Source organism: Sinomonas sp. G460-2, from assembly GCF_047759905.1.
Taxonomy (GTDB): domain Bacteria; phylum Actinomycetota; class Actinomycetes; order Actinomycetales; family Micrococcaceae; genus Sinomonas.
Genome location: NZ_JBKZWT010000041.1, coordinates 1 through 20,891 on the forward strand (window position 1 = coordinate 1; position 20,891 = coordinate 20,891).

Below are 20,891 nucleotides of genomic sequence, written 5' to 3' on the forward strand. Positions count from 1 at the left end.
GGCGGCCGCGGCCTGCCGCAAAGCTCCCTCAACCGCCGCCGCCTGCGCCACCGGAAGAATCGCAGTGAGCTGGGCCATGGAGTCGGGAAGCCGCCGAACAGTGACTCGTCGGCGGGCCTCGGCCTGATGGACTCGCGCGAGCTGGGCGGCGTCGTCGATCGCGTCGACACTTGCCCGCACGGCGTCTTGAACCGCGCGGTCGCCGAGCCCCTCAAGCCGCCGAGGATCGCCGCACAGCTCCACGTCGACCGAGGCTCGATCAGCAGGCGAGAGCACCTCGACTCCCTCGGCCAGCCAGACCGCCCGATCTTCGTTGAGCCGCCCCGCGGAGAGGGCGGCGAGCGTGTGCGGCATCTCCCCCACGATTCGTTTCGCGGCCGCCAGAAGCCGCGAGCCCTTCGACGGCGAAACACTTCGGGCCAGGGCAATCTGCGAGGCAGTTGATCGCTCTCGCGCTTTCACCGCGCTGCGCCCGGTCTTACCCTCAAGGGCGACCGCCCGCGCGTCGTCCCCTGAGGCACACAGCTCGGCGAACGCGACTTGCGCGCGCGCCTGTTCGGCAGACGCAGCGGCTTTGAGCCGTTCGAGGACGGCGATGCGATCGATCAGCTCGGGCCCGGCCAGGCTCGAGCTTCCCCGCGAGGAGCCAAGGCGCCCCGCGAAGAACTCGATGTCCCGACAATCGGGCCCCGACTCGTCGCGCCCCAGGATGCCGTTGACGGCATCCTGCCAATCCCCCACATTGACCATGCGACCAGCATATCGAACAACTGTTCGATCATCAAGCGTCAATTCGTAGTTATTTTCGACAATGTCGCGTAGGATCGGTCTCATGGCAGAGGTCATCGACTACTCGTCCCCTGGGCCGTTCACGAGCCTTGACGGCATAGACTCGCGTTCGCTCGAGCCGGTGGCTGATGATCCCGTGGGCATCTGCCTGCCAGTCCACAACCTTGTCATCCAGCCCACCGACGCGCACGCATTGAATCTCCCTGCAGATCGCTTCGACGAGAATCAGATTCGGCCCGCACACTCGCTGGTCCGGCGGTTGCTTGCGCTGGACCCGGCGCCGGTGACCACTGCCCGCGAACCGGACAGGCGCTTGGTCGGGACCTGCCGGCATTTCGCCGTGCTGAGCTGCGCCCTTCTGCGCTACCGAGGCGTCGCTGCCCGCGTTCGCTGTGGCTTCGCCACCTACTTCCAGCGTGGACAGGGACTCGACCACTGGATCACCGAGTATTGGGACGAGAACGACGAGCGCTGGATCCGCATCGACTCGGAAATCCTCGGGCGGACCGTGGTGCCCCACCCGCACGACCTCCGGCCGGGAGAATTCCTGACCGGCGGCGAGGCGTGGGAGGCCTATCGGAGTGGCGAGATCGACGCTTCCCGGTTCGGCGTCCACGGAACCCACAACTGGGGTCCGGCCGAGATCCGCGGCAACGCCGTGAAGGATCTTGCAGCCTTGAACAAGGTCGAAACCCTTCCATGGGATGAGTGGGGGCGCATGACCGATGCCTACGCAGGAAGGACCGGTGCGGACTACGACTCCCTGCTCGACGAGCTGGCGAACGTGTGCGCCACGGACGATCCCGCAGCCGTGAGAGCGCTGTACGACCACAAGGATCTGAGGGTGCCGGAAGACCTGATCCGCTGACGATGCCAGACACAGGCCCGGTACCCCAAATCTGTTGACGAGACACCTAGTGGTGGAATGCCACCGCATGCCCTGGGTTCGGGAACGCCGAGTCCGCAGAGTCTAGGAAAACGACGGCGGCCCGCAGATCCTCGAGGAAGCTCTCGGCGAGGTCGCGCGTGAACCCGTTGCGCACCACGACGCGCTGAACCGTGAGGTCCGCGAGTCCGTCCGGCATCGGGTAGGCCGGGACGAGCCAGCCAGCCATGCGGAGCCGGTCGGAAAGGTGGTGAAGGTCCCATTTGTCCGTGTGTCCGGGCTTGAGCCGCCACGCGAAGACCGGGATGTCCGAACCGTCGTTCCAGAGTTCGAACGGCGCCATGGCCCCAATCTCGCGCGCAAGGTACTCGGCCACGTCGCGGCACGAGGCATGCACCGCACGGTAGCCCTCAACCCCGAGCCGCAGGAACAAGTAGTACTGCAGGAGCACCTGCGCGCCCGGTCGCGAGAAGTTGAGTGCGAACGTGGGCATGTCGCCGCCGAGATAGCTCACGTGGAACACGAGATCGTCGGGCAGCGACGCTCGATCCCGCCACACGACCCACCCGAGCCCGGGGTAGACGAGCCCGTACTTGTGCCCCGAGGTGTTGATCGAGACGACCCGCGGCACGCGGAAGTCCCACTCGAGCTCGGGCTGGAGGAACGGTGCGACCATCGCGCCGGAGGCCCCGTCAATGTGGATCGGCACGTCGAGACCGGTCGAGGCCTGGATCGCGTCGAGGGCCGCAGCAATCTCCCGCACTGGCTCGTACATGCCCGTGTACGTGACGCCCATGATCGCGAGGACGCCGATCGTGTTCTCGTCGACGTACTGCTCGAGCCCGTGGCCGTCGAGGACCCGATGCTCGGCGGAGATCGGCACGTACCGCGGCTCGACCTCGAAGTAGTTGCAGAACTTCTCCCAGCACACCTGCACCGCCGAGCTCATCACGAGGTTCGGGCGGTCCGTCGGCTTCCCCGCGGCCCGGCGAGCGTGCTGCCACCGGCGCTTGAGCGCGAGTCCCGCGAGCATCGAGGCCTCGGAGGAGCCGATCGTGGACGTGCCGACGGCGCCGGCCGGGTCGGGCGCGTTCCATAGGCCCGCAAGCATGCGCCAACAGCGGTGTTCGATCTCCGCGGTCTTGGGGTACTCGTCCTTGTCGATCATGTTCTTGTCGACGGTCTCGGAGTACAGGCGCCCGGCCTCGGGCTCCATCCACGTGCCGACAAACGTGGCGAGGTTGAGTCGCGCGTTGCCGTCGAGCATCGCGTCGTCGTGGACGATCTGGTACGCGGTCGCGGGCAGGGACGTGCCCTCGGGCATCGTGTAGCGGGGAAACTCGGTCGCCTCGCCCGGACGGCTGAACAGCGGGTTCAGCTCGACATTGAGGGAGGACTTGTTGGTCGGCTGCTTGGCTGCGTGATGGGACGTTCTGCGAGGAGCGGTCACGCGCCCCAGCCTATGAGACGGGCCACTTCCCCGAAAACACCGGCTTTCGCTTTTCCTGGAACGCCTTGAACCCCTCGCGGTAGTCCTCCGAATCGCACAGTGCCGCCTGCGCCTTGTTCTCCGCGTCCATCGATTCCCAGAGCCCGAGGCGGCGATCGCGGATCTGGGACACGAGTTCCTTCGAGGCCACGAAGGCGCCCGTGGCGCCCTGCGCGACCCGCGCCACGACCTCGCGCGTGCGCTCGAGCAGCTCGTCCGCGGGGAACGCGCGGCTGAACAGGCCGGCGCGCACGGCCTCCTCGCCGGTCATGAGCTCGCCCGTGTAGACGAGGTCGAGCGTGCGATGCATGCCGAGGCGCTCCGTGAAGTACCAGTGCCCGCCCGAGTCGAGCGTCGCGCCGAGGTTGGCGAACGGCGAACCGATCTTGGCGTTGTTCGCGACATAGACGACGTCGGTCGCGAGCAGGAGCCCGAGGCCCACCCCGAGCGTCGCCCCCTGGGCGGCCGCGAACGTCGGGGCAGGGAACGCCGCCATCTTCTGCATGAGCGGTGTGACGAGCCCGCCGAGGTAGCCGAGGACGTCGTCGTCCGCCGGGTCGACGCCTGAGATGTCGCGGCCCGCGCAGAACGCGCGGCCCACTCCGCGCAAGAGCAGCGCCCGCACCTCGCCGCGGGAGGCGGCGGCAGCGGCGTCGTCGTACGCCTGGGAAAGCTCGGCGAGCGCGGAGGGGTCGACGGCGTTGAGCTTGCCGGGGGCGTCGAGAACCACCTCGGCGACCCCGCCCCCTACTGTCAGTGAAATCACGGGGCGCTCCTCAGCATCGGGGCGGGCGGGTTCTTAGGCATCGAAGTCCACTGTCACGGCCTCCGAGGTGGGGTGCGACTGGCAGGTGAGGACGTAGCCGCGCTCGATCTCGTCCGGTTCGAGAGCGTAGTTCTCGGTCATCTCGACCGTACCCTTGACGAGCTTCGCACGGCACGTGCCGCACACGCCGCCCGCGCACGCGAACGGGACGTCGGCGCGGACGCGGAGGGCCGCGTTGAGGATCGTCTCGTTCGCGGAGACCGGGCTCTTGACCACGCCGGAGAGGCCGTCGAGGCGGAACTCGATCTCGAACGTCTCCCCCGACTCGTCCTCGACCACGGGCCGGCCGATGTTCCCCTCGAGGCGCGTCGGCGTGCCGGTCGTGAAGAGCTCGAAGCGCACCCGCTCGGGCTCGACGCCCCGCGCGGAGAGCGTGTCGCGCACGAGCTGAACGAGCTCGAACGGCCCGCACAGGAACCATTCGTCGACGTCGTCCGCATGGATCACGGTGTTGAGCAGCGTGGTGAGCTTCTCCGCGTCGACCCGGCCCGAGAGGAGCGGCGAGATCCGCTGCTCGCGCGAGAGCACGTGGTGCAGCGCGAACCGCGCGGGGTACTTGTCCTTGAGGTCCGCGAGCTCCTCGACGAACATGACATCCATCGCGGCCCTGTTCGCGTAGACGAGGTCGAAGCGCACGTTCTCATTCGCGGCGAGGACCGTCTTCGCGATCGCGATGACCGGCGTGATGCCCGAGCCCGCCGCGACCGCGACGAACGTGTGCTCGCGCTCCGTGTCGATGCTCGTCGGGTCGTTGAGGCCCGTCATCCTGTGCTTCGAGATGAACGCGCCCGCCGGGCTCATGACGTCGAGCGTGTCGCCAGCCGCGAGGCGCTCGTTGGCCCACGTCGAGAACTGGCCCCCGAGGTCCTTCTTGATCGCGACGCGGATCTCGCTGCTGCCGTCCTCGAAGCGGCGCGGCACCGCGCAGATCGAGTAGCTGCGGCGGATCTCCCGGGCCTCCCCGGACGCCGGATCGGGAAGCTGCGAGCGGAGCGCAACGTACTGCCCCGGGATGTAGTCGTACTCGTCGGCGAGCGCGGGCGGGACGGCGAACGTCACCTCGATCGCGTCGTTGGTCAGGCGGCGCACCTCGCTTACCTCGAGCGTGTGGAACGACGCACGACGGCGGGTGGTGCCGATGTCGGTCAGCTGGTCGGTCATCGTGTTGGCCTCAAAATCATCGGTGTTGGCCTCAAAATCAGAGCACTTTGAAGTAGTCGAAGGGTTCGTGGCAGTCCTGGCACACGTAGAGCGCCTTGCACGAGGTCGAGCCGAATCGGGACAGCTCGCGGGTGTGCAGCGAGTGGCAGCGCGGACACTTGACCGCGAGGCCGAGCTTGACGGGGCCGGCGGGCCTGGCGTTCGCCGCGCCCGTGGGCGGGGCGATCCCATACTCTTCGAGCTTGGCCTTGCCCTCCGCCGTCATCCAGTCCGTGGTCCACGCGGGCGCGAGGACAAGGTCCACCTGGACCCGCTCGTGGCCCGCGTCGTGGAACACGCGCTCGAGGTCGTCGCGGATGGCGTCCATAGCGGGGCAGCCCGAATACGTCGGGGTGATGGTGAGGCGCACCGTTCCGTCCGCGTCGACGTGGCCGTCGCGGAGGATCCCGAGGTCGCGGATGCTGAGCACCGGGATCTCGGGGTCGTTGACGGTCGCGGCGAGGGCCAGGACGTCGGCGTCGGTCACGATATTGGCTGTCGTTACCATGTGGCGCCCGGGTGCTTGCGCGCGAGGACCTGCATCTCCGCGAGGAGGTAGCCGAGATGTTCCGTGTGGAGGCCGCGGCGCCCGCCGCCCATGGCCCGTGGGAGCGCGGGCAGGGACAGCGTGGCTTCGTCGATCGCAGCGGCGATCTCGGCGTCGAACTCGCCGCGCAGCGTCGACGGGCGCACGCCGGCCGCGCCGATCCGATCGATGAGCGGATCGTCGTCGAACAGCTCGTCGACGTACGGCCACACGAGCTCGAGCGCGGCCTGCATGCGAACGTGCGATTCCTCGGTGCCGTCGCCGAGGCGGAGCGTCCACTGCGTCGCGTGGTCGCGGTGGTAGTCGACCTCCTTGAGCGCCTTCGCGGCGATGGCCGCGATCGTCGGGTCGGTCGAGTCGACGAGCCGCGAGTAGAGGAGGCGCTGGTAGACCGAGACGATGAGCTGGCGCGCGATCGTCACGCCGAAGTCGCCGTTCGGCTGCTCGAAGAGCCAGGCCGAGCGGAACTCCTCCTCTTCGCGCCAGTAGGCGAGATCGTCCTCGGACCTGCCGAGCGCGTGCCCCGCGTAGATGAGGAACGAACGCGCGTGGCCCAGGAGGTCGAGCGCGATGTTGCCGAGCGCGATGTCTTCCTCGAGCTCGGGGCCGCGCGAGATCCAGTGGCTCAGCCGCTGCGCGAGGATGAGCGAATCGTCGCCGAGGCGCAGCGCGTACTCCGCGACGTCGTCGTTCGGCTTCTCGGGGCTGAGCGCGATGTCCTCGGGTCGCAGGGCGTTGCCTGGGGTGACGCGGGTGGCCGACGCCGCGGCGTCGCCGAAGCTGTCGAGCGAGTGGTCAGTACGGGCCGATTGGGGTGCTTGGGCCGATAGGGGTGCTTGGGCCGATTGGGGCGCCTGGGCCGGTGTCACAGGTGCTTCACGCCTTCGCTCTTGGTGTAGTACGTCGCGTGGCGGTAGTCCTTGCCCTGCGGCGATTCGAAGAACGAGCCCTTCGCGTCGGGGTCGGAGGCCGTGATCGCGTCCGACGGAACAACCCAGATCGACACGCCCTCGTTGCGGCGCGTGTACAGGTCGCGGGCGTTGCGCAGCGCCATCGCGGCATCCGGCGCGTGCAGCGAGCCCGCGTGGACGTGGGAGAGGCCGCGGCTCGACCGCACGAAGACCTCCCAGAGGGGCCAGATGTTGGCCGGCTGGCTCGTGGTCTGCTGGCCCGTGATGTCGTGGCCCGTGGTGTCCTGGCTCATCAGGCGGCACCTACCTTCTTCAGTTGCTTCTCCGCGTAGGCGCGTGCCGCCTCGCGGACCCATGCGCCGTCCTCGTGCGCCTCGTGGCGCCGGGCCATGCGCTGCGCGTTGCACGGGCCCCGGCCCGCGATGACGTCCTTGAATTCCTGCCAGTCGAGCTCCATGTGGATCCACGTGCCCGTCTCCTCGTCAAAACGGAGGTCGGGGTCCGGCAGCGTGAGGCCGAGCACCTTGACCTGCTCCACGATCATGCCCACGAACCGCTGCCGCAGTTCGTCGTTGGAGAAGCGCTTGATGTTCCACGCCATGGACTGCTTCGAGTTGGGCGAGTCGTCATCCGGCGGGCCGAACATCATGAGCGCGGGCGCATAGAAGCGGTCGACGGCGTCCTGCGCCATCCGCTTCTGCTCCGGCGTGCCGTGGGAGAGTTCGAGGAGGATCTCGAAGCCCTGGCGCTGGTGGAACGACTCTTCCTTGCAGATGCGCACCATTGCGCGCCCGTAGGGGCCGTAGCTCGCGCGGCACAGCGGAACCTGATTGGCGATCGCCGCGCCGTCCACGAGCCATCCGATCGCGCCCATGTCCGCCCAGCTGCGCGCCGGGTAGTTGAAGATCGAGGAGTACTTGGCCTTGCCGTCGAGGAGCTGCTGGTTCAGCACGTCACGGGGGGTCCCGAGGGTCTCGGCCGCCGAGTAGAGGTAGAGCCCGTGGCCAGCCTCGTCCTGGACCTTCGCCATGAGGATGGCCTTGCGCTTGAGACTCGGGGCGCGCGTGATCCAGTTGGCCTCGGGCTGCATTCCAATGATCTCGGAGTGGGCGTGCTGCGAGATCTGGCGCACGAGCGTCTTGCGGTAGGCCGCGGGCATCCAGTCCTTCGGCTCGATGCGAGAGTCTTCGGCGATGATGCGGTCAAAATACGCCTGGCCTGCCACGTCCGCCTCGGACAATTCCACCGGGGACGCGGGCGCAGGCACGGGCTGCAGGGGCGCAGCTGCCATAGCTCCTCCTCAAATAATTACCGACCGTTCGTTCAGAATATGCGGGAGGGCAGGCCTCGTCAAGCCGCATCAGGGCAGTGAGACCCGCCGACTCAGAGCAGTGAGACCCGCCGACTCAGAGCAGTGAGACCCGCCAAATCAGGGCTAAAGACCGATGGTCCCGCGCCGAATCCGGGCGGTTAATGGCTCTCAGGAAAGGTCCACGTCCGGTTCGGCCAGTGCCGATTCATCGAGTGCCGATTCATCGAGTGCCGTTTCATCGAGTGCCGTTTCATCGAGTGCCGTTTCATCGAGTGCCGTTTCATCGAGTGTCAGGGGCCATGGGAATGGTTGACGAATCCGCTGGGAAGCCGACCGCGCTCCAGGTGCGGCGGAGGAAGCGCACGGCCCTCATCGCGATCCTGAGCGCCCTCACCCTCGTGGTCGTGGCGGCGGTGATCGCGATCGTCTACATCGGCAGCCTCGCAACGACGTTCGACACGAAGACGCAGAAGATCCCTATGGCCTTCCCCCAGGAGTCCACGCGGCCGTCCGAACCCGCGCCGGCCGCCCCTGATGGCAAGACGCCCATCAACATCCTCCTCGTGGGCACGGACAGCCGCGGCGCCACGATCGAGCAGGCCGAGGCCGGGATCCCCTCGGACCAGCGATCGGACACGATGCTGCTCGTGCACATCCCCGCCGACCGGACGAGCGTCTACCTCATCTCGATCATGCGCGACCTCTGGGTCCCGATCCCCGGACACGGGAGCGCGAAGGTCAACGCCGCCCTCGCCTTCGGGGGCGTTCCCCTCATGGTGCAGACCGTGGAATCACTGCTCGGCCAGCGCATCGACCACGTGGTCTTCATGGACTTCTCGGGCTTCAAGGACCTCACGAATGCCGTGGGCGGCGTCACCGTGGACGTGAAGATCCCGTTCACCGCCGGCCAGACCTCGAACTACCACTTCGACGCTGGCCCGCAAACCATGAACGGCGACCAGGCGCTCGCCTACGTCCGAGAGCGCTACGCGTTCCCCGACGGCGACTACCAGCGCGTGCGCGACCAGCAGAACTTCATCAAGGCCCTCGTCGGGAAGCTCGCATCCCCGCAGACGGTCGCCAACCCCGTGACCGTCGCGAACGTGGTCAACGAGCTATCGCCCTACCTGACGGTCGATTCGTCGTTGAACGCGGCCGCGGTCGCCAAGCTCGGTTTCGAGCTCCGCAATGTCCGCGCGAGCGACATCGTCTCGTTCACGCTCCCCACGAGCGGAATCGGCTGGTCCACCGACGGCCAGTCGATCGTGATCTTCAACGCCCCCGCGACCAGCGCCCTCGCCACCGCTCTGGCCAAGGGCTCCATGCCGCAATACGTGAAGGACAACGACCTGACGAACGGTAACTAGCGCGGCCGCCACTAGCGTCCGGCCCCGGCACCGATGTCGGAGCGAGTGGCTAGGGTGGGCTCATGAGCGAAGCCCCCTCCCGTGCTGCCACGCCGTCCACCGCCGTCCCGCCCGTCGCGAAGAAGGTCCCCTCCCCGCGTGAGCACCACGGCGACGTCTTCGTCGACCAGTACGAGTGGCTGCGGGAGAAGGAGGACCCCGAGGTCGTGGCCCACCTCAAGGCGGAGAACGCGTACACCGAGGCGGTGACCGCGGGACAGCAGCCGCTCCGGGACGCGATCTTCGAGGAGATCAAGGGCCGCACGCAGGAGACGGACCTTTCGGTGCCGAGCCGCCTGGGCGACTGGTGGTACTACTCGCGCACCATCGAAGGCCAGCAGTACCCCGTGTATTGCCGGGTGGCCGCGTCCGGCGCGGCAGGCGACGTCGAGGCTTGGACGCCTCCCGCCGTCGTCCCCGGGGAGCCCGTACCCGGCGAGGCGGTGCTGCTGGACGGCAACGCCGAGGCCGCGGGCAAGCCCTTCTTCGCGCTCGGCGGCGCAACGGTGAGCCGCGACGGCTGCCTGTACGCCTACTCCGTGGACAACGCGGGCAACGAGACGTTCACGCTCCGCATCAGGGACCTCCGCACGGGCGATCACCTCCCCGAGGTCATCGAGAACGTCTTCTACGGGCTCGAGTTCTCGACCGACGGCGGCCGCCTCTACTACGTCGTGGCCGACGAGTCGTGGCGCCCCTACCAGATCCGTGTCCACGTGCTCGGCACGCCCGTCGAGCAGGACGCGGTGCTCTACGAGGAGCGAGACGTGGCCCAATGGACCTCGATCGACCTCTCCGGCGACCGCCGCTGGCTGCTCGTGAGCGTGGGCAACTCCGAGTACAGCGAGACGCGCTACCTCGACCTCGACGACGCCGAGGCGCGGCTCGAGCTCCTCCTGGGTCGCGACGAGCGCATCCTCCATTCGGCGGAGCTCTTCGAGCGAGACGGCGCGACACGGGTCCTGCTCGTCCACAACCGCGATGCCAAAGGGGAAGCGGCGGTCAACAGCATGGTCTCGACCGCGCCGCTCGCCGAGTTCGCGAAGCCCCTCGCGGAGCAGCGCTGGACCACGGTCGTCGCGCACGACGACGCCGTCAAGATCGAGGGCGCGGAGGTCACCGCGAGCCACCTGCTCGTCGCGCTCCGCCGCGACACGATCGAGACGGTCCGCTTCGCGCCCCTCGCCGAAGCCCTCGTCGCCGCGGAAGCCGGCCGCGCGCCGTCGTTCGCGGAGCCCGCGTTCGGCGAGGAGCTCTACACGGCCGGCGCCGGCGTCTCCGACTATCGCGCTCCGGTCGCGCGGCTCAGCTACACGTCCTTCTTCACGCCGCCGCGCGTCTACGACTACGTCCTCGCGACCGGCGAGCTCCTGCTCCGGAAGGAGACGCCGGTGCTGGGCGGCTACGACCCGCAGGATTACGTCGCCGAGCGCGCGTGGGCGACGGCCGACGACGGCACCCAGGTTCCGCTGTCCGTGCTGCGGAAGGCGTCGGTGCGGGCGGACGGGACGAACCCGGCGCTCGTGTACGGGTACGGCTCGTACGAGGTGAGCATGGATCCCGCGTTCGCGATCCCGCGGCTGAGCCTCCTGGACCGCGGCGTCGTGTTCGTGGTCGCGCACACCCGCGGCGGCGGGGAGCTGGGCCGCCGATGGTACGAAGCCGGCAAGAAGCTGCTCAAGCGGAACACGTTCACGGACTTCGTCGCCGCGACCGATTGGCTCGCGGCCTCCGGCTGGGCCGATCCCACGCGGATCGCGTGCATGGGTGGTTCCGCCGGCGGGCTGCTCATCGGCGCGGCCCTCAACCTCGCGCCGGAGAAGTACGCCGCCGCCGTCGCCCAGGTGCCGTTCGTCGACGCGCTCACAACGATCCTCGACCCCGAGCTGCCGCTCTCGGCGCTTGAGTGGGAGGAATGGGGCAACCCGATCGAGGACTCAGCGGTCTACGCATACATGAAGTCGTACACGCCGTACGAGAACGTGCGCCCCGCCGGTTACCCCGCGGTGGCCGCCGTGACGTCGTTCAACGACACGCGCGTCCTGTACGTCGAGCCCGCAAAGTGGGTCCAGGTGCTGCGCGAGGCGACGACGAGCGCGAACCCGATCGTGCTCAAGACGGAGATGGACGCGGGCCACGGCGGCGCGTCGGGGCGCTACGAGGCGTGGAAGGACCGGGCCTGGGACTACGCGTTCATCGCGGACGCGCTCGGGGCACGGAACCTGATCAGCTGACGAGCCTGATCAGCCAACCAGCTGGGGCCGGCTCGCGCCCTCGGGCGCGAGCAGCCCATCGGCGACGATCGCGAGCATCGACGCGACGGCGTCGGCCGGGATCTCGCTGTTGTCCGCCACGGCTGCCACGCCACCCACGAGGCGGCTGATCTGCATGGCCTCGACGCCCGGCCGCAGGGCGGGGGCGAGCGCGTCGATGATGCGCTGGTTGGCGCCGAGGTAGGTCTGGCACTTCGCCGCGAACGGCGAGCCCGGATCACCCAGCGCGGCCGTGATGCGCGCAGCCGCGCCCTTGTGCTCCGTGAGCATCGCCGCGTAGGCCGCGAGCCACGCCACGAGCTGCTCGCGCGCGGGCGCCTCGAGGGTGAGGGCGCGCTCGACCGCCGAGTTGACCCTCTCGGCCCAGGCCTCGAGGACCGCGTCGTAGAGGTCCTCCTTGGTCGGGAAGTGCCGGTAGAGCGTTCCGGTGCCGACCTCTGCCGCCTTCGAGACCTCGTCCATCGAGACGGCGTCATAGCCCTTCGTCCGGAAGAGCATGCGCGCCACTTCGACGATCCGATCGCGGTTGCGGCGAGCGTCAGCGCGCACAGAAACCACTTCCTCTCAAACCTGTTCCCTGATGCCCCGGTCCTCTTAACACCGGTGCTCTCACATCCACTTGCAAACCGGAGATAGTCTCCGTATAGTTCTAAGCGGAGCATCTCTCCCCTTAGTGTACGCCTACCTTGAGGACTCAAACTCATGGCTCCCACCATTGCCACCCGCGCCCCCAGCGGGGTCGCGCCCACCAGCCGCCGCGCCGGGAACGTCGGCCTGTGGCTGGTCATGCTCGCTCAACTCATGCTTGTCCTCGACTCGACCGTGGTGAACGTCGCCCTTCCGCACATCGCGACCGATCTCCACTTCTCCAGCTCCGAACTCAGCTGGGTGCTCAACGGCTACGCGCTCGCATTCGGCGGGCTCCTGCTCCTCGGCGGCCGCGTCGGGGACGTGATGGGCCGGCGCCGCACGTTCCTCGTGGGCGTGGCGGCCTTCACGCTCTTCTCGCTCCTCGGCGGACTCGCTACCTCGCCGCTCCTGCTCGTCATCGCCCGCGCCCTCCAGGGCCTCGGAGCCGCGTTCGCCGCCCCGAGCGTGCTCGCGCTCATCACGACCTCTGCCAAGGACGAGGGCGCGCGCAACCGCGCCCTCGCGCTCTTCTCCGCGATCGCCTCGATGGGCGGGGCGCTCGGACTCATCCTCGGAGGCGTCCTCACCGACACGACCAACTGGAGGTGGACCCTCTTCATCAACGTGCCGATCGGCGCCGTCGTGCTCATCATGGTGCCGCGCCTCGTCGCCGAAACCCCGCGCCGCACGGGCCGCTTCGACATCCTCGGCGCGGTCACGGCCACAGGCGGCGCCGTCGCAATCGTGTGGGCGCTCATCCAGGCACCCGACTACGGCTGGTTCAGCCCCCGCACCCTCGGCGGCCTCGTGGTCGGCGCCGTCCTGCTCGCGCTGCTCGCCTACACCGAGCGCCGGGTTGCCCACCCCCTGCTCCGCCCGCAGCTGCTCCGCAGCCCGAGCCGCGTGAGCGCGCTCGCGGCCATGGCAGCGACCTACGGCGGGATGCTCGCGATGTTCTTCCTCATGGTCCAGTACCTCGAGGACCAGCTGCACTTCTCGCCCCTCGTCACGGGCCTCGCGTTCCTCCCGATGCCGCTCAGCATCTTCGCGATGTCGCGGATCATCCCGCGGCTCGTCGAGCGCATCGGGGCCGTCCGCCTCGTGATCATCGGCGCCGCGCTGCGCGTCGTCGCATTCCTTCCGCTCACGCAGCTGGGCTCGAACACGAGCTTCGCCCTCGTCGCCGTCGCCCTCCTGTTCACGGGGATCTCGGCGGGCATGACGTTCATGCCGCTCACGACGCTCGCCCTGCGCAACGTCGAACCCGAGCACGCCGGGTCCGCGTCCGGCCTGTTCCAGACGATGCAGCAGCTCGGCGGCGCCGTGGGGCTCGCCATCGTGGCGTCCACGTTCGCGGCGTTCGCGGTCCCGGGCGACTTCGTGACCGGCGGGCGCGCCGGATTCTGGTCGGCCACGATCCTCTCCATCGTCGCGCTCGCGGCCGTCGTGGGGCTCGCCGTGAGGCGGAACCGGGAGGCCTCGGCCTGACCGGCGCCCGCCGCCACCGAAGTCACCTTCTCGCCGTCGCCGAAGTCACCTTCTCGCCGTCCGCAGCTACCTTCTCGCCCACAAGTCAGCTTCGAACTGACTTCTCGGCGAGAAGGTGACTGCCCTCGGCGGGAAGGTGACTTTGTTTCCTTGACACATCCTCGCGCATGGGATTACCTAATGAACATTCGGTAAAGAAATGCGAGGAATCTCTATGAGCGACGCTGCTCACCCGGACACACTGGCCCACCGAGACGCCTTGGCCCGTGAGAGGGCCTTGGCCCACCGAGACGCTTTGGCCCACCCGGCGCATGTGGCCCACCACGCCACGCCCCTCCCCTCGCCCGCGCACCCCATCCTCACCGACGACTACGCAACGGAATGGATGGGCCTCGAGGTCCTCGCCCTCGGAGACGGGTCAGCGACCGTCGCGACCACCTTGCGCCGCGAAATGCTCAACGGCTTCGGGATCGCCCACGGCGGAATGATCTTCGCCATCGCCGATTCCGCGTTCGCCCTCGCGTGCAACCCGCACACGCCCGAGGAGGACGACAACACGATCACCGTCGCCGCCGGCGTCGACGTCAACTTCCTCGCGCCGGCGCACGTCGGCGAGCGCATCACCGCCGTCGCCGCCCGGCGCGCAGCGGCCGGCCGAAGCGGGCTCTACGACGTCCAAGTCTTCGCGACGTCTCCTCGCGCGACGCCGGCTTCCGAAACGGCGCCCTCCGAAACCGCGCCCACCGAAACAGCGCCGACCGAAACAGCGCCCACCGAAACAGCGCCAACTCAGGCCGCGTCCGACGGCGCGTCCCCGGCTCGGGTGCCCGAGCCTCGGCTCATCGCCGAGTTCCGGGGCCGTTCGCGCACCATCCCCAAGCGCTAGGCGCCGACCCAGGCGCGAGGCGCGGCCCCGCCGTCGTATGCGCCGCCCTTTAACAGCCGCCAGCCGCCCCAGCCCACCCCGAAAGAGACACCGTGACTCAGACCGCCGCCAACATCACCGCCGCTCCCGCGCGAGAGAAGTCAGAATTCGGCCCCGCGATCCTCGACGCCGAGGAGACCATGTCGCGCGACCAGATCGAGGCCCTCCAGCTCACCCGCCTCCAGGAGACGCTCTACTACGCGTACAGCCACGTCGCGCTCTACCAGCGCAAGTTCGACGAGGCCGGGGTTCACCCCAGCGATCTCAAGGAGCTCGCCGATCTGGCCAAGTTCCCCTTCACCACGAAGGAGGACCTACGCCAGGAATACCCGTTCGGCATGTTCGCCGTCCCCATGGACCGCGTGGCCCGCATCCACGCGAGCTCTGGCACCACCGGCCGCCCCACGGTGGTGGGCTACACGCGCCAGGACCTGGACACGTGGGCCACGCTCGTGGCCCGCTGCCTGCGCGCCTCGGGCGTCCGCCCTGGCATGAAGGTGCACAACGCGTACGGCTACGGCCTCTTCACGGGCGGGCTCGGCGCGCACGCCGGCGCGGAGAAGCTCGGCGCGACGGTCATTCCGATGTCGGGCGGCCAGACCGAGAAGCAGATCCAGCTCATCGGCGACTTCGCCCCGGACGCGATCCTCTGCACGCCGACGTATCTCCTGACCATCGGCGACGCGATGATGCACAAGGGCCTCGACCCCCGCGCGACGTCGCTCAAGTACGCCGTGCTCGGCGCCGAGCCGTGGACGCAGGAGATGCGCCACGAGCTCGAGGAGATGTTCAACATCAAGGCGTGCGATATCTACGGCCTCTCCGAGGTCATGGGCCCCGGCGTCGCGGGCGAATCGGTCGAGACGCAGGACGGCAGCCACGTGTGGGAGGACCACTTCCGCCCCGAGATCGTGGACCCATTCGACCTCACGAGGACCATGGCGGACGGCGAGACGGGCGAACTCGTGTTCACGTCGCTCACCAAGGAGGCCCTGCCGATCATCCGGTACCGCACGAAGGACCTCACGACCCTCCAGCCCGGCACGGCCCGTCCCGGCCACCGCCGCATGGGCCGTATCTCGGGGCGCAGCGACGACATGATCATCCTGCGCGGCGTCAACCTGTTCCCGTCGCAGATCGAGGAGATCGCGCTCCGCATCCCCGCGCTGAGCCCCCACTTCCAGCTCGAGATCACCCGCCCCCACCGCATGGACGAGCTCACCGTGAAGATCGAGCCGCGGGAGGGGACGACGGCGGAGCAGCGCACCGCCGCGGGCGCAGCCCTGCGCCAGCAGATCAAGATCCATATCGGCTCGTCGTGCCGCATCGACGTGGTCGAACCAGGCTCGCTCGAGCGCTCCAACGGCAAGCTGCGCCGCATCTACGACCTCCGCACCAAGGGCTAGCCGGACCCGGCTGGCCGCCCACCCCACCTAGACTGGACCCCATGCCTTCCGCCGCTACGACTGAGACCCCAGGGCCAGATTCTTCTGGCCCCGCGCCCTCCGGACGCCGGGGACGCCCCGGCTACGATCAGCGGTCCGTGCTGAAGGTCGCCGTCGAGGTGTTCAACCGCCACGGCTACGACGCGACCTCCATGGGGATCCTCGCGGAGAACCTCGGCATCTCGAAGTCGGCGATCTACCACCACGTTCCCTCGAAGGAAGACCTGCTCGCGCTCGCGCTCGAGCAGGCCCTCGGCGGGCTCGAGTCGGTGTGGGAGGCCCCTGAGGTTCATGAGGGCACGGCCGAGCACCGCCTCGAGTTCGTGGTGCGATCGACCGTGGCGGTGCTAACCGAGCGGCTGCCGTTCGTGACGCTCCTGCTGCGGCTGCGCGGCAACACGGAAACCGAGCGGAAGGCCATGGAGCGGCGCCGTGCCTTCGACCGCAAGGTGGCTGGGCTCATCGACGAGGCCCGTGCGGAGGGGACTCTGCGGAGCGATATCGATCCGCGCACCGTCTCGCGCCTCCTGTTCGGCACCATCAACTCGATCGTCGAGTGGTACCGGCCCGGGGGCGCCCTCACGCCCGAGAAGCTCGCGGATGATGTGGTCGCGGTGCTGTTCGATGGGCTACGTGCGGGCTGACTTCTTGACGACGGGTTCGAGGGTGAACTCTTGCTGAATTGATCGGCAACTCCTGCTTCGGGGGTAATCGGCGGGACTAGGGTCTTCGCGGGGGGACGCGTATGACCGCTCTCGAGAAGGATTATCAGATGCCGAAGTTCAGCGTCCGCGCTGCAGCCGCGACGAGCGCTCTCGGGCTCGCTGTTGCTGCGGGCGGAGCCATCACCGCCGCACTGCCTGCCCAGGCCGCACCTGCCACGACCACCACGCCGATCAAGCACGTCGTCGTCATCTTCGGCGAGAATGTCTCGTTCGACCACTACTTCGCGACCTATCCGAACGCCGCCAACACCGCCGGTGAGAAGGTCCAGGGGACTGGCGCGCCGGCGTCGTCCTTCACCGCGGCGCACAACACGCCCAAGAAGATCGACACGCTCGCGAACGCGAACCTGCTCGCGCCGAACAACCCGAACTCGGTCCAGCCGATGCGCCTGACGCCGGGCCAGTCCGTGACGTGCGATCAGGACCACGACTACAAGCCCGAGCAGCAGGCGTTCAACAACGGGCTCATGAACAAGTTCGTCGAATACACGAGCGCCGACGTCTGCGGCAAGGCCGGCGACCCGCGCTACCAGACCAAGGGCCTCACGATGGGCTACTACGACGGCAACACCGTCACGGGCCTCTGGAACTACGCGCAGAACTTCGCGATGAGCGACAACAGCTTCGGTGACGAGTTCGGCCCGTCGACCCCCGGCGCGCTCAACCTCGTCTCGGGCCAGACGCACGGCGTGGTCAGCGTCGACCCGTTCACGGGCAAGCAGACCGCGACGCCGGACGACTACACGGTCAAGTCCCCCAACGCGAAGGGCGTCGGCACCGTGACCGAGGACCCGGATCCCGCGTACGACGACTGCTCGAACAACAGCCATTCGCAGAGCTACGCGCTCGCGGCGATGCAGGGCAAGAACGTCGGGGACATGCTCAACGAGAAGAACGTCTCGTGGGGCTGGTTCCAGGGCGGCTTCACGCCGAACGGCACGAAGAACATCAAGGGCGTCGACTACGCCCAGTGCACCACGGCGCACGCGAACATCGTCGGCGCGTCCCGCACGGACTACAACCCGCACCACGAGCCGTTCCAGTACTACGCGTCGACGGCCAACCCGCACCACCTCGCGCCGGCCTCCGACGCTGAGATCGGCCACAACGGCCAGGCGAACCACCAGTACGACATGACGGACTTCAACAAGGTCGTCGACTCGGACAACATGCCGGCCGTGTCCTTCCTCAAGGCGCCGAACTACCAGGACGCGCACGCCTCCTACTCCGACCCGATCGACGAGCAGCAGTTCGTGGTCAACGAGATCAACGCGATCCAGAAATCCAAGAACTGGGAGTCGACCGCGATCGTCCTCGCCTACGATGACTCCGACGGCTGGTACGACCACGTCGCGACGAAGGTCACCAACGCCTCGAACGACCCGACGAACGACGCCGCGTGGTGCCTCAACGCCGCGAAGTCCGGCACGTCGATCCTCGGTGGCTACCAGGACCGCTGCGGCCCCGGCCCGCGCCTCCCGCTGCTCGTGGTCTCCCCATACGCGAAGCGCAACTTCGTGGACCACACGCAGACGCAGCAGTCGTCGATCCTCCGCTTCATCGAGGACAACTGGAAGCTCGGCCGCCTCGGCGACGGCTCGTTCGATCAGCTCGCCGGCTCGCTCGGCAACATGTTCAACTTCTCCGACGAAGGCCGCGAGTCAAAGGTCATCCTCGACCCGAACTCGGGCAACGTGGTCTCGAAGGGCGATGACACCGAGGGCAAGAACAGCGACTAGTCCCCGCTGAACGCCCGTTGCCAAGCGGTGGCCACGAGACCAAGCTGGTCTCGTGGCCACTCGCATTTCCGCGGAACTCAAGCGCCTCGTCCCCCAACTGCGCTACGAGCCGACCGCCAAGCGGCTCCGCGCGCGGCTCGGCGACGAGCTCATACTCGACTCGCGCCGCGCCATCGTCGTGTGGGAGCCCGGGCGTCACCTTCCGGTCCACGCGGTCCCCGAGGACGACGTCGTGGCTCGCCTCGAGCCGGCCGCCCCCGGCGAGGGCCGTGCGAACCATACGGCCGACGGCGAGCTGCTCACCGTGAGGGCGGGCGCCCACACCGCGGCCGGCCAGGCGTTCCGGCTGAGCGACCCCGACCTCAGCGGCTACATCGTGCTGGAAACAGAAGCGTTCGACTGGTTCGAGGAGGACGAGCTTGTCGTGGGGCATCCCCGGGACCCGTTCGCCCGGATCGACATCCGCGCGACGTCTCGCCGCGTCCGGGTGCTTCTCGACGGGACCGTCCTCGCCGCGACGACGCGCTCCGTGATCCTCTTCGAGGGCCAGCTGCCGCCCAGGACGTACATTCCGCGCGAGGACGTGAACTGGGACCTCCTCGAGCACGCGGAGCTCGTGACCGTCTGCCCATACAAGGGGCACGCCCACTATTGGACGGCACCGGGGCTCGGAGACGGACGGCCCGTAGCGTGGTCCTACGGCCCCGAATTTCCCGAGATGGCGCAGATCCACGGCCTCGTCGCGTTCTTCGACGAGCGCACCGACGTCGAAGTGGACGGTCGGATTCCCGCGCGGCCGGCCACGGCGTGGACCTAAGTGATTAAGTGATAACAGCTTGGCAACGTCCGCTCACAGGCGCTTGGAATCGGAGTGAGCGCGTGCCTACACTCACAGACGTGACCTGCATCTCAATGGCGCGATGCAGGTTTTTCTCTGCCCTCCTTTGTTCCGTACGCCGAACCTGACAGGGTGACATCATGCCCTCCTTGCCGGTGACCCGTCGGTCTGCCCTTGCGCTGGTTGCGGCGCTGGGTGCCACGGGCGCACTCGGTGCGTGCACGCCGCCGTCCGCTGAATCGTCGGCGTCGTCGCGAGCGGGCGGGGCCGCCCCCAAGAAGAGCCCCGCCCCGGAGGCCACCGGCCCGGGCATGCCCCGGCTCGTGGGCACTGTGGCCGAGCACCTCAGCTCGCCGTGGTCGCTCGCGCCCGTGGCGGACGGCTCGGCGTTCGTTTCGGAGCGCGTCTCGGGGCGCATCCTCCGCATCCCGCCCGGCGGCGGCGCGGCCCAGCCCGTCGGCCAGGTCACGGTGCGCCAAGGGACGCGCGAGGGCGGGCTCCTGGGCCTGGAAGCCTCCCCGACGTTCGAGCGCGACGGGCTCCTGTACGCGTACTACACGGGCACGTCAGGCCCGGGCATCTCGGAGACCGACGCAACCGCCGCCGCGAATCGCGTGGTGCGCCTCGCCTGGGACGGGAAGAAGCTCGGCGACGAGCGCGTGATCGTGAGCGGCATCCCCGCGTCCGTGATTCACGACGGCGGCCGGATCCGCTTCGGCCCGGACGGCCACCTCTACATCGGGACGGGCGACGCCAACACGCGCACCATGAGTCCCGACCTACTCAGCCTCGGCGGGAAGATCCTGCGGGTCGCGCCCGACGGCTCCCCCGCGCCCGGCAACCCGTTCGGGACCGCCGTCTTCAGCTATGGCCACCGCAACGTCCAGGGGCTCGCGTGGGACTCGCACGGCCGCCTGTGGGCGAGCGAATTCGGGCCCGAGCGCAACGACGAGCTCAACCTCATCACTGCCGGCGCGGACTACGGCTGGCCGACGGTCACCGGCTCGGCCCGAAGCGGGCGGAGCGTCCCCGCGGCGTTTGTGTGGCCCTCCGCCGCGGAGGCCTCGCCGAGCGGCATCGCCGTGGTCAACGACGTTGCCTACGTCTCGTGCCTGCGCGGTGAGCGCCTGTGGCGCGTTCCGCTGCCCGGTCCGGGCTACACGCCCGACGGGAGCGGAACGCTCCCGGGGGCCACGGAGCACTTCCGGGGCCAGTTCGGCCGCCTGCGCGACGTCGCGCCCGTGCCCGGTGGGAAGGAGCTGTGGCTCCTGACGAACGAGGGCGACGCGTCGAGAATTCTCCGCGTCGCCCTCTAAACCGAACGAGGCAGCTAGAAACTAGCCTGCCGCGCGCGCCTTCCGCACCGTGGACACAAGACCGACGACGGCGCCGTGCAGCGGGTGCCCCGGCTCGAGGCCGGTGAGCTCCTCGGCGACCGCGACGTCGCTCGCCTCCCCCGCGA

General features: G+C 68.6%; 19 protein-coding genes and 1 pseudogene. 11 read left to right on the forward strand and 9 right to left on the reverse strand.

Going from position 1 to position 20,891, the window contains the following annotated elements:
* Positions 1-750 (reverse strand): DUF222 domain-containing protein (locus ACLN58_RS06510; protein ID WP_415854455.1); only part of this gene is annotated, 750 nt, incomplete at its 3' end.
* Positions 751-925: 175 nt separating this feature from the next.
* Between ACLN58_RS06510 and ACLN58_RS06515 the strand changes: the two genes are divergently transcribed.
* On the forward strand, positions 926-1,657 hold the full coding sequence (locus tag ACLN58_RS06515) for a transglutaminase domain-containing protein (protein WP_415854456.1): 732 nt from the start codon (positions 926-928) through the stop codon (positions 1,655-1,657).
* A gap of 46 nt (positions 1,658-1,703) precedes the next feature.
* Here the strand turns inward: ACLN58_RS06515 and ACLN58_RS06520 are convergent, their stop codons facing one another.
* The 7 genes from ACLN58_RS06520 to paaA are packed head-to-tail and all read right to left on the reverse strand — an operon-like array spanning position 1,704 to position 7,939.
* Positions 1,704-3,125: a glutamate decarboxylase gene (locus tag ACLN58_RS06520; protein ID WP_415854457.1), complete on the reverse strand. Its 1,422-nt coding sequence runs from the start codon at positions 3,123-3,125 to the stop codon at positions 1,704-1,706.
* 10 nt (positions 3,126-3,135) lie between these two features.
* Entirely contained in the window at positions 3,136-3,930 is a 795-nt protein-coding gene (locus tag ACLN58_RS06525) for an enoyl-CoA hydratase/isomerase family protein (protein ID WP_415854458.1), read from the reverse strand.
* Positions 3,931-3,963: 33 nt separating this feature from the next.
* Complete coding sequence (gene paaE, locus ACLN58_RS06530) at positions 3,964-5,151, reverse strand: 1,2-phenylacetyl-CoA epoxidase subunit PaaE (protein ID WP_415854459.1); 1,188 nt, start codon at positions 5,149-5,151, stop codon at positions 3,964-3,966.
* 37 nt (positions 5,152-5,188) lie between these two features.
* On the reverse strand, positions 5,189-5,698 hold the full coding sequence (gene paaD / locus ACLN58_RS06535) for a 1,2-phenylacetyl-CoA epoxidase subunit PaaD (protein WP_415854460.1): 510 nt from the start codon (positions 5,696-5,698) through the stop codon (positions 5,189-5,191).
* On the reverse strand, positions 5,692-6,606 hold the full coding sequence (gene paaC, locus ACLN58_RS06540) for a 1,2-phenylacetyl-CoA epoxidase subunit PaaC (protein WP_415854461.1): 915 nt from the start codon (positions 6,604-6,606) through the stop codon (positions 5,692-5,694). The genes paaD and paaC overlap by 7 nt, the downstream gene beginning before the upstream one ends.
* Entirely contained in the window at positions 6,603-6,941 is a 339-nt protein-coding gene (gene paaB, locus ACLN58_RS06545) for a 1,2-phenylacetyl-CoA epoxidase subunit PaaB (protein ID WP_415854462.1), read from the reverse strand. Before paaB ends, paaC begins: the two co-directional genes overlap by 4 nt.
* On the reverse strand, positions 6,941-7,939 hold the full coding sequence (gene paaA / locus ACLN58_RS06550) for a 1,2-phenylacetyl-CoA epoxidase subunit PaaA (protein ID WP_415854463.1): 999 nt from the start codon (positions 7,937-7,939) through the stop codon (positions 6,941-6,943). The genes paaB and paaA overlap by 1 nt, the downstream gene beginning before the upstream one ends.
* A 216-nt stretch (positions 7,940-8,155) precedes the next feature.
* Between paaA and ACLN58_RS06555 the strand changes: the two are divergent.
* The 3 genes and pseudogenes from ACLN58_RS06555 to ACLN58_RS06565 all read left to right on the forward strand — a co-directional run.
* Positions 8,156-8,344, forward strand: a pseudogene (locus ACLN58_RS06555) (pentapeptide repeat-containing protein); the annotation flags it as partial.
* Complete coding sequence (locus tag ACLN58_RS06560; RefSeq protein ID WP_415854464.1) at positions 8,266-9,327, forward strand: LCP family protein; 1,062 nt, start codon at positions 8,266-8,268, stop codon at positions 9,325-9,327. The pseudogene ACLN58_RS06555 and the gene ACLN58_RS06560, both read left to right, overlap by 79 nt.
* A 62-nt stretch (positions 9,328-9,389) precedes the next feature.
* Positions 9,390-11,600 (forward strand): S9 family peptidase, encoded by a 2,211-nt coding sequence (locus ACLN58_RS06565; protein ID WP_415854465.1) that lies wholly within the window; start codon positions 9,390-9,392, stop codon positions 11,598-11,600.
* 9 nt (positions 11,601-11,609) lie between these two features.
* On the opposite strand, the gene ACLN58_RS06570 is transcribed toward ACLN58_RS06565, so the two are convergent.
* Positions 11,610-12,188 (reverse strand): TetR/AcrR family transcriptional regulator, encoded by a 579-nt coding sequence (locus ACLN58_RS06570; RefSeq protein WP_415854466.1) that lies wholly within the window; start codon positions 12,186-12,188, stop codon positions 11,610-11,612.
* Positions 12,189-12,341: 153 nt separating this feature from the next.
* On the opposite strand from ACLN58_RS06570, the gene ACLN58_RS06575 reads away from it, so the two are divergent.
* The 7 genes from ACLN58_RS06575 (at position 12,342) to ACLN58_RS06605 (ending at position 20,745) form a co-directional block, all read left to right on the forward strand.
* Positions 12,342-13,757 (forward strand): MFS transporter, encoded by a 1,416-nt coding sequence (locus tag ACLN58_RS06575; RefSeq protein WP_415854467.1) that lies wholly within the window; start codon positions 12,342-12,344, stop codon positions 13,755-13,757.
* Positions 13,758-13,971: 214 nt separating this feature from the next.
* Positions 13,972-14,643, forward strand: coding sequence for a hotdog fold thioesterase (locus tag ACLN58_RS06580; RefSeq protein ID WP_415854468.1), 672 nt, complete (start codon positions 13,972-13,974; stop codon positions 14,641-14,643).
* Between the two features lie 179 nt (positions 14,644-14,822).
* Entirely contained in the window at positions 14,823-16,088 is a 1,266-nt protein-coding gene (gene paaK / locus ACLN58_RS06585; protein WP_415854473.1) for a phenylacetate--CoA ligase PaaK, read from the forward strand.
* Positions 16,089-16,129: 41 nt separating this feature from the next.
* Positions 16,130-16,771: a TetR/AcrR family transcriptional regulator gene (locus tag ACLN58_RS06590; protein WP_415854469.1), complete on the forward strand. Its 642-nt coding sequence runs from the start codon at positions 16,130-16,132 to the stop codon at positions 16,769-16,771.
* A 128-nt stretch (positions 16,772-16,899) separates the two neighbouring features.
* Positions 16,900-18,591, forward strand: a complete 1,692-nt coding sequence (locus tag ACLN58_RS06595) for a phospholipase C (protein ID WP_415854470.1) — start codon at positions 16,900-16,902, stop codon at positions 18,589-18,591.
* A gap of 52 nt (positions 18,592-18,643) precedes the next feature.
* Positions 18,644-19,408, forward strand: a complete 765-nt coding sequence (locus ACLN58_RS06600) for a DUF427 domain-containing protein (RefSeq protein ID WP_415854471.1) — start codon at positions 18,644-18,646, stop codon at positions 19,406-19,408.
* Between the two features lie 161 nt (positions 19,409-19,569).
* Complete coding sequence (locus tag ACLN58_RS06605; RefSeq protein ID WP_415854472.1) at positions 19,570-20,745, forward strand: PQQ-dependent sugar dehydrogenase; 1,176 nt, start codon at positions 19,570-19,572, stop codon at positions 20,743-20,745.
* Positions 20,746-20,891 lie beyond the last annotated feature (146 nt).